We start from the raw sequence: 13,264 nt of genomic DNA on the forward strand, positions 1-13,264 counted from the left end.
CCGCGCGGGCCTGGCGGGCACAGGGCCGAGGGCCCGCCGGCCCGCGGTGCCGTGCGCGTCGTCCTGGGGGTGCTGTTCGCCGGGTTCGGCGTGCTGGCCGTCCTCGGCGGTGGAGGGGTCATCGCCAAGGCCTACGGCAACAGCAGCCAGATGATCCCCAACAAGCGGTACCTGGCCAACCTCTGGATCAACGTCCCCGTCGAGACGCTGTTCCCCGCCACGATCGGCCGCCCCGACCCCGACGGCGAGCTCTCCGGCGACCGGGGCTGGACGCGGGTCGCCATCTCGCAGGACACCTCGTGCGAGGCGGCGCTGTCGGGCGCGATCGCCAAGGAGGCCAGGCAGCGCGGCTGTGTGGCCGCGCTGCGCGCCACCTACCTCGACGGCACGGGAGGTACCGCGGCCACCGCGGCCGTCCTCGCCTTCCGTGACCAGGACGACACTCGTGACCTGGAGCAGATCGTCCACCAGGAGCAGGAGAAGTCCGACCACGCGGTACGCGCGCTGGCCGCGCAGGGCCTGCAGTGGAAGGACGCCGCGCGCGCGGGCAGCGCGGGAAGAGGAGCGATCGACATCGACCTGCCCTACGTCGTGGTGGTGAGCGCGGGCCCCGCCGACGGCCGCAGGGCCGGACGGCTGCCCGAGCCGTGGGGCAGCAGGGCCTTCCCGCAGAAGCAGGACCGCTCGCCTTGGGCGGACACGGCGAAGGGCGTGGCGGAGGCGCTGGCCAGACGGCTGGCCGACGAGGGAAGGAAGGTCAGGGCATGAACGTGCTCCAGATCGTCACCGTCGCCGCCCTACTAGCGGGACCCGCCGTTCCCGCCGCGGTCACGGCGCAGGCACCGCAGGGCTGGGAGCAGACGGCCCTGCGGGTACCGGCCGCGCATCGGCTCGCCCAGGGCAAGGGCGTCACCGTCGCCGTCCTCGACACCGGGGTCGTCGCGGGACACCCCGAGTTCAGAGGCCGCGTCACCGGCGGCCCCGACTACATCGGCGGCGGCGCCCGGCCGGGACAGTCCTACTGGGGAGAGCACGGCACCTCGATGACCTCGAGCGTGCTGAAGGTCGCGCCGCAGTCCCGCGTCCTATCGGTGCGGGTCATCTGGGACCACCTCGACCCAGCCCGCAAGAAGGTCGACGCCTTCATCAAGGAGAACGACTTCAAGTCGGCCGAGAAGGTCGGCAAACCGGGCAACGCGCTGGCCAAGGGCATCCACTACGCCGTCGACAAGGGCGCCAGGGTCATCTCCATGTCGCTGGGCAGCGACGAGTGGGGGTGGGGCGGCTACGAGGACGACACCGCCGCTGCCGTCGACTACGCGCTCGGCAAGGGCGTCGTCCTGCTGGCCAGCTCCGGCAACGGCGGCTCGACCGACAGGAACGACGTCGACGCCAACAACGTGGTCTCCTACCCTGCGGCCTACCCCGGTGTGATCGGCGTGGCCGCCTCGGGCCCGACCGGAAGGCGCGCGGACTTCTCCCAGGTCCACACCTACACGACGATCGCCGCGCCGGGGATCGACATCTGGGCGGCCAACAACAGGGGCGGTCACGACAACGGCAGCGGCACCTCCCCCGCGTGCGCGCTGGCGGCGGGGACCGTGGCGCTCATGCTCTCCCGCAACCCCGACCTCACCCCGCGCCAGGTGCGCGACATCCTGGTCAGGACCGCCAAACGGCCCACCGTCTCCTATACGACCTACCTCGGGTTCGGCGTGATCGACGCCGCGGCCGCCGTCCAGGCCGCCGGTACGGCGAAGGCCGCCAAGGCCGTGCCGTACAAGGGGAAGAAGTACTTCGGCCAGGGCCCCACCGACCGGCCGACGGTGAACGCGCCCCTCGATCCCGACTACCTCATCATCGGCGGCGGGGCGGCGGGCATCGGCCTGCTCTGCCTGGTCGGGGCCTTCTTCCTGCTGCGACGTAGATCATCGGCCAAGAGTGGGCGCAGACGATGAATGAGGTCCGCTCTCGGGGTATCTCGCTGGAAGCGACCCCGAGAGCGGAGGACCGGCCATGGCTGTCTGTGAAGTGTGCGGCAACGACTACGACATGAGTTTCGAGGTGCGCGCCCAGGGCGCGGTGCACGTCTTCGACTCCTTCCAGTGCGCCATCCACGCGATGGCGCCCATCTGCGAGCACTGCGGGCAGAGGATCATCGGTCACGGCGTCGAGGCCGATCGCCGCTGGTTCTGCTGTGCCCACTGCGCACACCAGGAGGGGGCGATGGCCATCGTCGACAGGGTCATGGCGGGTTCGTCCTCTTAGGGGCACACTGACCTTGTGGCCGACGTTGATGTACTTGTCGTGGGCTCCGGCCCCGGTGGGCAGAAGGCGGCCATAGCCGCCACCAAGCGGGCGCGTCCCGACTCCGTCGAGTTCGACGAGGAAACCGTCATCGACTCCGACGGCATCCTCACCCTGCCCGGGGCGCCGGACTCCCTCGACGTCGTCGGCATCGTTCTCTCCCCTGTTCGTGCGTGGTGCGATCGCGGCGCAGGCAACTTCCCGAACGGGCTCGTCAGCCGGGAGGTCTGCGCCGATGTATGACTTCGATCTCCTTGTTCTCGGGTCCGGGCCTGGCGGGCAGAAGGCGGCGATCGCCGCAGCGAAACTCCGCAAACGGGTCGCGGTGGTCGAGAAGAAACACATGCTCGGAGGCGTGTGCATCAACACAGGGACGATCCCGTCGAAGACCCTGCGGGAAGCCGTCCTCTACCTGACCGGTCTCAACCAGCGAGAGCTGTACGGAGCGAGCTACCGGGTGAAGGAGGAGATCACGGTCGCGGATCTCGGGATGCGCACGCAGCACGTGATCGGCCGGGAGATCCAGGTGATCCGGAGCCAGCTGGGCCGCAACCACGTGACGGTCCTGCAGGGCACCGGGCGGTTCCTGGACGCTCACACCATCGGAGTCACCGGGGACGAGGAGAGGAAGATCACGGCCGAGAAGATCGTGATCGCCACGGGGACTTCGCCGGCCCGCCCGTCCAGCGTGGAGTTCGACGACAAGATGATCATCGACTCGGACGCGATCCTGCATCTCGATCGGGTGCCCGAGACCCTCGTCGTCGTCGGAGCCGGGGTCATCGGCATCGAGTACGCCTCGATGTTCGCGGCGCTCGGCACGAAGGTCACCGTGGTGGAGCGCCGTGAGCGGATGCTGGAGTTCTGCGATCTGGAGATCGTGGAGGCGCTCAAGTACCACCTGCGCGATCTGGCCGTCACGTTCCGGTTCGGTGAGAACGTCGCCGCGGTCGAGCGGCGGCCGCGTGGGGCCTTGACGGTCTTGGAGAGCGGCAAGAAGATCCCCGCCGACTGTGTCATGTACTCGGCGGGCCGGCAGGGCAAGACGGCGGAGCTGTGCCTGGAGAACGCCGGACTCGCCGCTGACGACCGAGGCCGGATCCAGGTGGACGAGAACTACGCCACGTCCGTCCCGCACATCTACGCGGTCGGCGACGTGATCGGCTTCCCCGCGCTCGCGGCCACCTCGATGGAGCAGGGACGGCTGGCAGCCCAGCACGCGTGCGCCGAACCGGTGGCGGAGATGCAGGAGCTGTCGCCGATCGGGATCTACACCATTCCCGAGATCAGCTTCGTCGGGAAGTCCGAAGACGAGCTCACCCGTGACAAGATCCCGTTCGAGGTGGGTGTCTCGCGGTATCGGGAACTCGCCAGGGGGCAGATCATCGGCGACTCGTACGGGATGCTCAAGCTGCTCGTCTCCTCCGAGGACCGGCGGCTGCTCGGCGTCCACGTCTTCGGCACGGGAGCCACCGAGCTGGTTCACATCGGGCAGACCGTCATGGGATGCGGCGGCACGGTCGACTATCTGGTCAACGCCGTGTTCAACTATCCGACGCTCGCGGAGTCGTACAAGGTCGCCGCCCTGGACGCGATGAACAAGATGCGAGTGATCGCTCGGCTGACAGCCGAGCTGTGACCTTCTGATCGCTGCTCAGTTGCCATATCGCTTGGTTTGAGGAAGTCGGCCCGGCTCGCCTCGTCGAGTGCACGCGATCTCGGCGATCTGGAATGCCGACCGATTCTCACGGCCCAGTGGCATGATCGCCACTGGGCTGATCATTCCACGTGCTACGGGAGGACGAGCTTGATCAACGAAGTCTCACCGCAGGTGATCGTGGACGGTGTCGCGCCGCTCCATCCGGTCATTTCCCCGGATGGCCGCTGGATCGCCTACACGGCCGCCACGATCGGGCGGAAGGAGCGGCACCCGAGCAGTGCGATCTGGGTCGCCGCGACTGATGGGAGCTCATCGCCCAAGAAGCTGACCGCTGGTACGGCCAAGGACTCCCTGCCGCGCTGGGCGTCGGATTCAGGCTCGCTGTTCTTCGGCTCCGATCGGATGAAGCCGGGCACCGTTCAACTGCATCGGATATCCCTTGACGGCGGTGAGGCGCAGGCGCTGACCACTGGGAAGAGCGGGATCTCCCACTACCTCCCGCTTGCTGACGACCGGGTGGTCGCGGTGGTGGCCGCTGACGAGCCGACCGGCGAGGATGAGCACGACGCGAAAGTGTGGGGAGAGCAGGCGCCCTACGGGCGGTTACGGCTCCTTGACCTGGACACCGGCGTGTGGCGTGTGGTGGACGGACTCGGTGACAGGCACGTCGTCGACGTGACGCAGTGTCCGGACGGCAGGCTCGCGGTGCTCAGCCGAGCCACTCCGGAGTTCGACCCGTTCAGCCCTACCGGCGAGTTGCATGTGGTCGAGGTGAAGACGGGGGACGTACAGGATCTCGGCCAGACCGCGATGGAGGCGTCCTCGCCGACCTGGTGGAACCCCGGCGGCGTCTGGCACGTGTGCTACCTGGCGACGACCCCGCCCGGCCCGGTGGGAGGCCGCGCCGTCTTCGATCTCATCGTGCCCGAGAGCGGTGCCGCAGGGGAGCATCGCAACCTGACCAGCGGAATGTCCGTCTGCCCTTCTGGTTTGGCGCAGATCGCCGATGGGCCGCCGCTGGCGCTGTTCGCCGACGGGCTTGACACCGCGATCTACCGGCTCGATCCGGAAACGCGACGGTTCCAGTGGCTGTCCTCCGTGACCGGCTTGGCCGGTGCACTCACCGCGTGTCACTCGGGCGAACTTGTCGCAGCCCTGGTGAGCACGCCGTACGAGCCGATGAACGTTCACGCCGGGCCGCCTGCCGGTCGGCTCATCAGGATCAGCGACACCAGGCCGGAGCTGCGCGCGCTCAGGTGGGGAACTCAGGAACGCCTGTCCTACAGCGCGTCCGACGGGCTTGAGCTCGACGGGCTGCTGATCCTGCCGGCTGGCCGGGGGCGTCAAGACGGCCCGTTTCCGCTCGTCACGCTGGTGCACGGCGGTCCGTACGACAGGTTCGCCGACCGGTTCATGCTCGGCATGGGCCTGTCGGGACAGTGGTTCGCGACCGCGGGATACGCGGTCTTCCTGCCTAATCCGCGTGGCGGTGAGGGCCACGGGCACGCCTTCGCGGCGGCCGTCGCGGGAGCGGTCGGGATGGACGAATGGACCGACATCGTCAGCGGCATCGACCTGCTGATCGCCGACGGCGTCGCGGACCCGGATCGGCTCGGGATCGGTGGATGGAGTCATGGAGGGTTCATGGCCGCGTGGGCTGTCGGGCAGACCGGCAGGTTCAAGGCCGCGGTGATGGGCGCCGGTATCAGCGACTGGGGGATGCTCGTCGCCACCGGCGAACTGGGGACCTTGGAGGCGGGGCTCGGTGGTAGCTGCGGCTGGGAGGGCACCGGCCCGCACCGGCACGACGAGCTCAGCCCTGTCTCGTACGCCTCGAAGATCCGCACCCCGGTTCTGATCCTGCATGGTGAGGACGACACGAATGTGCCGGTTGCCCAGGCCACGTACTTCCATCGAGCCTTGCGGCGGTACGGGGTCGCGCACGAGTTCGTCGTCTATCCGAGGGAAGGCCATGCGATCCAGGAACGTCATCACCAACTCGACGTTCTGCGGCGCACCCGCGCGTGGTTCGATCGGTGGCTCGCCGACCCTGCATCGGATCACGCCTGACGGCCGGAGCGGCTGACGAGCGGCCGCCAGTGGGGAGGTCCGGACGCCGCCGCTCAGGCCTGGGCTCCGGGGCGCACGATCATGAGGACCACGACGACCGCCCACAGCAGGTTGTAGATCCCGGCGAGCATGCTCAGCGTGCGCAGCCGCGTGCCGTCGTCCGGTGCGGCGAGGGCGTCACGTTGCCGCGGATAGATCTGCAGCGCGAGCAGCCCGCCCGCCACGGCGGTGAGGACCATGGAGACCGTGATCCAGAGCTCGCCCATCCGGCCCTGGACGAGGGCCAGGGTGATCCCCGCGACCGGTACGACGACGCCGAGCATGCCGTAGCCGCGGGTGATGCGGTGCAGCGCGACGGCCACGGCCCTGTCGCGCTCCCCTTGGGTGTCCTGCAGCGGGTCTGCCGGCGCGCCCGCGACGCCCTGGGCCGCCGTGACGCTCGTGGCGACGGGGGCATAGCGGGGGAACAGGCTGGTCGCGATGGCCGAGCCACCGACCAGCACGATGCTTGCGAGCACATGGATCGACAGCAGCACGGCATCCACGGGGTCTCCTCCTCGTCGCAACCTTCAGGCAGGCTGAAGCCTAGCAGAAGGTTTCAGCCTGCCTGAAGGTGGGCGTCAGGGGCCGGTCCCGAACGCGGCACGTACGGCGTCGGCGATCTGGCGCTGGATCGGGTCGGCGTCCGGACCGAACAGCCGCTCATCCACCTCGGCCAGGGCCTTCGCCGCCTCCCGCATGAGGCGCCTGCCGTCAGGTGTGATCTCGATGGCCGAGGCGGACCCGGGGCGGGCGGTGTTGTCACGGACGAGCCCGGCGCCGGACAGCGCCTTCACCGCCGTGTGGACGCTCTGGACGGTGATCCCTGACATGCGTGCCAGGTCGCTGAACGACACCCCGGGCACGCCGGAGATGTGCCCGAGCAGGCCGAGCCTGCTGACGGTCAGTCCCAGCGGCGCGAGGGCGGCCCCGAGCTCGGTCTCGATCCGGTGCGCCAGGGTGAGCAGCACGATCGATGGGCTGGTCTCCGGTGGACCCGGGCGGGCGTTCTCGATGGTCACCTCCCCAGTCTCCCGCACCGCCCGCCGGCGGCCCGCCGGATCGCGTCGCGTCGGCCGCGAGCGCGGGGACACGGCGTGCGACCCAGGCACGGGACCGATCGTTTCGCGTGTCAGGGTGGTGACGTCGCCTGATACGCGGGAGGAGCGTCCATGACCGATCGCTTCGAGACGTTGATCGACCGGCAGATCCGTGAAGCGCAGGAGCGCGGCGAGTTCGACGACCTGCCGGGCGCCGGCAAGCCGCTGCCGAACAGGAACGAGCTGAACGACGAGCTCTGGTGGGTCAAGCGCAAACTCGCCGACGAGAGCCTGACCATGCCGCTGCCTCCCTCGCTCGCCCTGCGCAAGGAGGCGGAGAGCGCACTGGCCGAGGCGCGAACCGCCGCCACCGAGGACGAGGTCAGGCGCATCCTCGAAGAGATCAACGGGAAGATCGCCGAGGGCAACAGGAAGGCGATGTCGGGTCCGCCGCTCAACCTGATGCCCTATGACGTCGAGGAGTTCCTGGACGGCTGGCGCGAACGCCGGCCGGGCGGCGGTTCCTGACCGGTCCGGCCGGGGTCGCTCAGCCCAGCTCCGCCGCCAGGTCGTCCAGGCGGTCGAACTGGATCAGCAAGCAGGTAGGCTCGGGCCTCTCTGATTGGTTGGGCCATTGTCCGAACGAATCCCTCCTGTGGAATCGCTCCCACATGGGAGGGGTCGCGAGGAATTGGTCTGGGGGCGCCGGCGTGCGGCATGATGGGGCCAGCCTGGCCGATCGTGGGGAACGGGGCTGACCTTGATCACTTCCTCAGCGGACCCGCGGCCCGCGGACTTCACCGACGTCAGGGCGGCCAATCTCGCCGTCGTCCTGAGGTTCGTGCGCGACAACGCGCCCTGCTCGAGGGCCGACATCGCCGCTTCCACGGGGCTCAACAAGGCCACCGTGTCCAGCCTCGTCGCCGACCTCATCGACCGGCGGCTGCTGCGTGAGGTAGGCCTGACGGAGCACCGCGTCGGCCGGCCGGCCACGATGCTGGTCCTGGACGGCTCGCCGTACGCGTCGATCGGCCTCGAGATCAACGTCGACTACCTGACGGCGGTCGCGGTGGACCTGTCGGGGGAGCGGCTGCTGTCGTGGCGGCGCTCCTTCCCCGGCGCGACGGCCACGCCCGCGCAGGCCGTGTCCGCGATCGCCGCTCTCACCAGGCGCGTCATCAGCCGCATGACGAGGGACCGGCGGCAGGCGCTGGGTGTGGCGGTCGCCGTTCCCGGCCTGATCGACACCGGCGGCACGGTCGTGGTGGCGCCCAACCTCGGCTGGCGCGGGGTGGACCTGGCGGGCGACCTCGCCAAGGCGCTCCACGACCCGGGTCTGCCCATCCAGGTGGAGAACGACGCGAACCTCGCGGTCCTGGCGGAGCATCGGTTCGGTCCGCTCGGCGGCACCCCGAACCTGGTGTACCTGACCGGCGAGGTGGGCGTCGGCGCCGGCGTCATCCTCGACGGGCGGCTGCGGCGCGGCGGCCAGGGGTTCGGCGGGGAGATCGGGCACATCGAGATCGATCCCGAGGGGCCGGCGTGCCGCTGCGGCCGTACCGGCTGCCTGGAGGCCGTCGCGGGCATCGGCGTGCTCGTCTCGTCGACCGACCCCGCGAAGGTGGAGCCGGAGATCGAGGAGGTCGTCCGCAGGGCGAAGGCGGGCGACCGGCCGACCCTCGACCGGCTCGCCAGGGTCGGCCGCGACCTCGGCAAGGGCATCGCGATCGCCACGAACCTCCTCAACCCCGAAGCGGTGATCCTGGGCGGCTACTACGTCCCGCTCGCCCCGTGGCTGCTGCCCGCGGCCGCCGCCGAGGCGGGGGACCGGACCATCGCGGCGGACCTGGGCGGCTGCCGCATCGTCGCCTCCACGCTGGGGTACGGCGCCGCGGCCCTCGGCGGCGCCGCGCGCGTCCTCGACTCGGTCGACTCCGGCCGGCTCCCCTCACGCCCGACCTCCTGACACCGACCTTGCCGCCCGATTCGTCGGCGCGAGCAGGCCGCCCGCCGTACGGGGGCCGAACTCGTCCTGGCGCCGCGGAGGCGGTCGCCTGGCGCTGGTCGCCTGCGGATCGGGCCGGCGCGCGTCCATCGCCGCCGGGCTGCTCCAGGCGGACGGAGGCCGGCCGGTCGTGCTGACCGGCACCGGCGTGGCCGACGTGGCGTCGGCGTCCGGTGGTCGCCGGCACGTCACCTGACCGGCCTCGGGGGTGGATGGCACTCCTGCGATCGATCATATTAGGTTAGGCTCGCCTTAGTACGAACCCGCGCGCGACGAGCCGGAGGAACCGCAGCAGTGCCCATCGAAGGCCGTGACGTCCTGCGACGTGCCATCACCGGACAGTGGAAGCTGAGCGCGGGCGGAGCCGTGCTCGCCGCGAGCCACCAGACAGGAGAGGCCCTGGTCCCCGTCGTGGTCGGCGTGGTGATCGACCAGGCGGTCTCGGGCGGTGACGGCCGCGCCCTCGTCACCTGGATCGCCGTCCTGGCGCTGGTGTTCGCCGGGCTGTCCACCAGCTACCGGTTCAGCGCCCGCGCCGCGGAGAAGGCGGCCGAACTGGCCGCGCACGAGCTGCGCCTGGCACTGACCGGCCGGGTGCTGGAGCACAGGGCGGGAGCGGAGATGGGACGGCTGCCCGGCGAGCTGGTCTCCATCGCCACCGCCGACGCCAAGCGGGTGGGCGCGGTCAACGTCGCGCTGAGCGCGGGGGCCGCGGCGCTCGCGGGCCTGCTGGCCGGAGGCGTGGCGCTGCTGCTGGTGTCCGTGCCGCTCGGCCTGCTGGTGCTGCTTGGTGTCCCGCCGCTGCTGGCGCTGGCACACCTGCTGGGCAAGCCGCTGGAACGGCGCAGCGGCGCTGAGCAGGAACGGGCCGCCAAGGCCTCAGGAGTCGCCGCCGACCTGATCGCGGGACTGCGGGTGCTCAAGGGGATGGGCGCCGAGCGGGCCGCGGTCGACCGGTATCGCGCGACCAGCAGGGACGCGCTCACCGCGACGGTGCGGGCGGCCAGGGCGCAGGCCTGGCACGACGGCGGCATGCTGATCCTGACCGGCGTCTTCATCGCGATCGTGGCGCTGGTGGGCGGGCGGCTGGCCGCGCAGGGCGACATCAGCGTAGGCCAGTTGGTGGCCGCCGTCGGCCTGGCGCAGTTCCTGCTCACGCCGCTGTCGATCCTGGCGTGGGCCAACGGAGAGCTCGCCCAGGGCAGGGCGTCGGCCGCGAGGATCGCGTCGGTGCTGTCCTCACCGCCCGCGGTGGCGGGAGGCGAGGACGACCTGCCGCCGGACGTGCGCGGCGGGATCGCGTTGAAGGAGGTCTCCTACGGCCTGCTGCGCGACGTGAGCGTCGAGGTGGCGCCTGGCGAGCTGCTCGGCGTCGTCACGATCGACCCCGCCGTCGCCACCTCGCTGCTGAAGGTGCTCGGCAGGGCGGCCGACCCCGAGTCGGGCGTCGTCGAGCTGGACGGCGTGCCGCTGTCGAGCATCGAGCCAGGGCAGGTGCGCAGGGCGATCGTGGTGGCCGAGCACGACGCCGACCTGTTCGAGGGCACGCTGCTGGAGAACGTCGGCGCCGCCGCCGAGCCCGGCGCGGCCTGGCCCGCCATGGAGGCGGCCGCCGCCGACCAGGTGGCGGCCGCGCTGCCGTACGGGACGCAGACCCCGCTCACCGAGCGGGGCCTGTCGCTGTCGGGCGGCCAGCGGCAGCGGGTGGCCCTGGCCAGGGCGCTGGCGGCGGCACCGCCGGTGCTGATCCTGCATGACCCGACCACCGCGGTCGACGCGGCCACCGAGGCCAGGATCGCCCGGGGGATCAGGACCGCGAGGGAGGGGCGCACCACGATCATGGTCGTCACCAGCCCCGCGCTGCTGGCGGGGGCCGACAGGGTGATCTTCGTGGACGGCGACGGCCGGATCACCCACGGCACCCACGCCGAGCTCGTCCACGACCACGAGACCTACCGGGCCGCGGTCCTGACCTGACGGGCCGCGGTCCTGACCCGAGGGGCCGCGGTCCTGGCCCGAGGTGCCGCGGTCCTGGCCCGGGGGCCGCGATCCTGCACCCGTCCGGCGAGGAACGCGAACGAGGACCGTCCGGAGAAGAACGGGCACCGCCCGCCGACGACAACGAGCACGAACCCGCCGCGAGGAGAGCGCCGATGACGACGACCGAGGACCGCGAGCTGCTGCCGACCGCCACCGCGGCGCAGACCAGGGCGGCGGTGTGGCGGCTGGCCGGGCCCCACAGGTTCGCGGCGCTGGGCGGCTTCGCCGTCCTGGTCGTCGCGACAGGGATCGGCCTGCTCACCGCCCCGGTGCTGGGCCACATCATCGACCTGGTCACCCGGGCAAGCCCGGCGGCGGCGATCACCGAGCCCGTGACCTGGCTCGTGGCGATCGCGGTGGGCCATGGCGTGGCGACCGCGCTCGGGGTCTCCCTCGTGGCGCGGCTGGGCGAGGGGATGCTCGCCACCCTGCGCGAACGCTTCGTCGACAGGGCACTGCGGCTGCCGCTCGACCAGGTCGAGCGGGCCGGTTCGGGCGACCTGACCTCCCGCGTCACGAGCGACGTGGCGGTGATCACCAACGCGGTCCGCGACGCGCTGCCCGCGCTGGCCCGCTCGGTCCTGACGATCGGGCTCACCCTGGTGGGCATGGCGGTCCTCGACTGGCGCTTCCTGCTCGTCGCGCTGGTCGCGGTGCCGATCCAGGCGCACACGCTGCGCTGGTACGTGCGCCGCGCCGTGCCGCTCTACGCGTCGCAGCGGGTGGCCGTCGGCGCCCAGCAGCAGCAACTGCTCGGCACGGTCGGCGGCGCGCCGACCGTGCGCGCGTTCAGGCTCGCCGACCGGCACCTGTCGATGGTGGGGGCCGCCTCACGGGCCGCGGTCGACCTCGCGGTGGCCGGCGTCAGGCTGGTCACCGGGTTCTACGGCAGGCTGAACCTGGCCGAGTGGGCCGGGCTGTCGGCGGTGCTCGTGACGGGCTTCCTGCTGGTTCGCGGCGGCGAGGTCTCGATCGGCACGGCAGGCGCCGCGGCCCTCTACTTCCACAGTCTGTTCACGCCCATCAACATCGCGCTCGGCCTGGTCGACGACGCGCAGGCCGCGGGGGCGGGCCTGGCCAGGCTGGTCGGGGTGGTCGACGCCGCCGCCGTGCCCGCGCCGCCCCTGGCCTCCGGCTCGCCCGCCCCTGACGTCCGCGTCTCGGACGTCGGGTACGCCTACAGGAGCGGCCATCCGGTGCTGCGCGGGGTCGACCTGGACATCGCGGCCAAGGAGACGGTCGCGCTCGTGGGGGCCAGCGGAGCGGGCAAGACCACGCTGGCCAAGCTGATCGCGGGCATCCACGAGCCGGACAGCGGCTCGATCACCGTCGACGGCGATGACAGGAACGTCGCGCTGCTCACCCAGGAGGTGCACGTCTTCACCGGCACGCTCGCCGACGATCTGAGGCTGGCCAGGCCGGAGGCCGGCGGCGAGGACCTGGTCGCCGCGCTCGACCTCGTCGGCGCGCTGGCATGGGTGCGGGCGCTGCCCGAGGGACTCGACACCGTGGTGGGGGAGAGCGGCCACCGGCTCACCGCCGCCCAGGCCCAGCAGCTCGCGCTGGCCAGGCTGGTGCTGGCGGATCCGCCGGTGGTCGTGCTGGACGAGGCCACGGCGGAGGCGGGCAGCGCGGGCGCCAGGGCGCTGGAGGCGTCGGCCGCGGCCGCGATCGAGGGCAGGACCGCGCTCGTGGTCGCCCACCGGCTCACCCAGGCGGCGGCCGCCGATCGCGTGGTCCTGCTGGAGGAGGGCCGGGTGGCCGAGACCGGCACGCACGACGAGCTCGTGCGTGCCGGCGGCCGCTACGCGGCCCTGTGGGAGGCCTGGTCCGGCCACCGCGAGCGGTAGCGGGGCCGGGCCCCGCACGTGAGCAGCAGCGCAGGGCTCAGCCCTGCTCCATGGCCTCGACGAGGCTGCGGGGCCGCAGGTCGGTCCAGTGGGTCTCCACGTACTCCAGGCAGGCCTCGCGCGTCTCCTCGCCGAAGACCACCTGCCACCCTGCGGGCACCTCGGCGAACGACGGCCACAACGAGTGCTGGCCCTCGTCGTTGACCAGCACAAGGAACCGGCCGTCCCTGTCCTCGAACGGGTTCGTGCTCAT

13 protein-coding genes are annotated in these 13,264 nt (G+C 71.5%); 10 read left to right on the plus strand and 3 right to left on the minus strand.

Annotation, left to right across the window (positions count from 1 at the left end):
* Positions 1–51 precede the first annotated feature (51 nt).
* The 6 genes from ACFSKW_RS19085 to ACFSKW_RS19110 all read left to right on the plus strand — a co-directional run bounded on the left by ACFSKW_RS19085 (position 52) and on the right by ACFSKW_RS19110 (position 6,037).
* Positions 52–768, plus strand: coding sequence for a hypothetical protein (locus ACFSKW_RS19085; protein WP_379573605.1), 717 nt, complete (start codon positions 52–54; stop codon positions 766–768).
* Entirely contained in the window at positions 765–1,958 is a 1,194-nt protein-coding gene (locus ACFSKW_RS19090) for a S8 family peptidase (RefSeq protein WP_379573606.1), read from the plus strand. The genes ACFSKW_RS19085 and ACFSKW_RS19090 overlap by 4 nt, the downstream gene beginning before the upstream one ends.
* Positions 1,959–2,016: 58 nt before the next feature.
* Positions 2,017–2,268: a hypothetical protein gene (locus ACFSKW_RS19095; protein WP_379573607.1), complete on the plus strand. Its 252-nt coding sequence runs from the start codon at positions 2,017–2,019 to the stop codon at positions 2,266–2,268.
* A gap of 15 nt (positions 2,269–2,283) precedes the next feature.
* Positions 2,284–2,550: a hypothetical protein gene (locus ACFSKW_RS19100; RefSeq protein WP_379573608.1), complete on the plus strand. Its 267-nt coding sequence runs from the start codon at positions 2,284–2,286 to the stop codon at positions 2,548–2,550.
* Entirely contained in the window at positions 2,543–3,946 is a 1,404-nt protein-coding gene (gene sthA / locus ACFSKW_RS19105) for a Si-specific NAD(P)(+) transhydrogenase (RefSeq protein WP_379573609.1), read from the plus strand. The genes ACFSKW_RS19100 and sthA overlap by 8 nt, the downstream gene beginning before the upstream one ends.
* A 168-nt stretch (positions 3,947–4,114) precedes the next feature.
* On the plus strand, positions 4,115–6,037 hold the full coding sequence (locus ACFSKW_RS19110) for a S9 family peptidase (RefSeq protein ID WP_379573610.1): 1,923 nt from the start codon (positions 4,115–4,117) through the stop codon (positions 6,035–6,037).
* A 53-nt stretch (positions 6,038–6,090) separates the two neighbouring features.
* Here the strand turns inward: ACFSKW_RS19110 and ACFSKW_RS19115 are convergent, their stop codons facing one another.
* Both ACFSKW_RS19115 and ACFSKW_RS19120 read right to left on the minus strand, forming a co-directional pair.
* Positions 6,091–6,582, minus strand: coding sequence for a hypothetical protein (locus ACFSKW_RS19115; protein WP_379573611.1), 492 nt, complete (start codon positions 6,580–6,582; stop codon positions 6,091–6,093).
* Between the two features lie 75 nt (positions 6,583–6,657).
* Complete coding sequence (locus ACFSKW_RS19120; protein ID WP_379573612.1) at positions 6,658–7,098, minus strand: MarR family winged helix-turn-helix transcriptional regulator; 441 nt, start codon at positions 7,096–7,098, stop codon at positions 6,658–6,660.
* Between the two features lie 150 nt (positions 7,099–7,248).
* On the opposite strand from ACFSKW_RS19120, the gene ACFSKW_RS19125 reads away from it, so the two are divergent.
* The 4 genes from ACFSKW_RS19125 (at position 7,249) to ACFSKW_RS19140 (ending at position 13,011) form a co-directional block, all read left to right on the plus strand.
* Positions 7,249–7,644, plus strand: a complete 396-nt coding sequence (locus ACFSKW_RS19125) for a DnaJ family domain-containing protein (RefSeq protein WP_379573613.1) — start codon at positions 7,249–7,251, stop codon at positions 7,642–7,644.
* Between the two features lie 232 nt (positions 7,645–7,876).
* Positions 7,877–9,082 carry an ROK family transcriptional regulator gene (locus ACFSKW_RS19130; protein ID WP_379573614.1) on the plus strand — a complete coding sequence of 402 codons (1,206 nt, stop codon included), beginning with the start codon at positions 7,877–7,879 and terminating at the stop codon, positions 9,080–9,082.
* 333 nt (positions 9,083–9,415) lie between these two features.
* The gene (locus ACFSKW_RS19135) at positions 9,416–11,098 is read left to right on the plus strand and encodes an ABC transporter transmembrane domain-containing protein (protein ID WP_379573615.1); all 1,683 of its coding nucleotides are present in this window, start codon (positions 9,416–9,418) and stop codon (positions 11,096–11,098) included.
* Between the two features lie 176 nt (positions 11,099–11,274).
* On the plus strand, positions 11,275–13,011 hold the full coding sequence (locus ACFSKW_RS19140; RefSeq protein ID WP_379573616.1) for an ABC transporter ATP-binding protein: 1,737 nt from the start codon (positions 11,275–11,277) through the stop codon (positions 13,009–13,011).
* Between the two features lie 37 nt (positions 13,012–13,048).
* Here ACFSKW_RS19140 and ACFSKW_RS19145 read toward each other — a convergent pair whose 3' ends face one another.
* Complete coding sequence (locus ACFSKW_RS19145) at positions 13,049–13,264, minus strand: MbtH family protein (protein ID WP_379573617.1); 216 nt, start codon at positions 13,262–13,264, stop codon at positions 13,049–13,051.

This window comes from Nonomuraea mangrovi, assembly GCF_042681425.1.
Taxonomy (GTDB): Bacteria; Actinomycetota; Actinomycetes; order Streptosporangiales; family Streptosporangiaceae; genus Nonomuraea; species Nonomuraea mangrovi.

Excerpts from the sequence above, each read along its gene's own strand:
- ACFSKW_RS19090 (WP_379573606.1), top strand. The coding sequence starts at position 765 with ATGAACGTGCTCCAGATCGTCACCGTCGCCGCCCTACTAGCGGGACCC.
- ACFSKW_RS19095 (WP_379573607.1), top strand. The coding sequence starts at position 2,017 with ATGGCTGTCTGTGAAGTGTGCGGCAACGACTACGACATGAGTTTCGAG.
- sthA (WP_379573609.1), top strand. The coding sequence starts at position 2,543 with ATGTATGACTTCGATCTCCTTGTTCTCGGGTCCGGGCCTGGCGGGCAG.
- ACFSKW_RS19125 (WP_379573613.1), top strand. The coding sequence starts at position 7,249 with ATGACCGATCGCTTCGAGACGTTGATCGACCGGCAGATCCGTGAAGCG.
- ACFSKW_RS19140 (WP_379573616.1), top strand. The coding sequence starts at position 11,275 with ATGACGACGACCGAGGACCGCGAGCTGCTGCCGACCGCCACCGCGGCG.
- ACFSKW_RS19145 (WP_379573617.1), bottom strand. The coding sequence starts at position 13,264 with ATGAGCACGAACCCGTTCGAGGACAGGGACGGCCGGTTCCTTGTGCTG.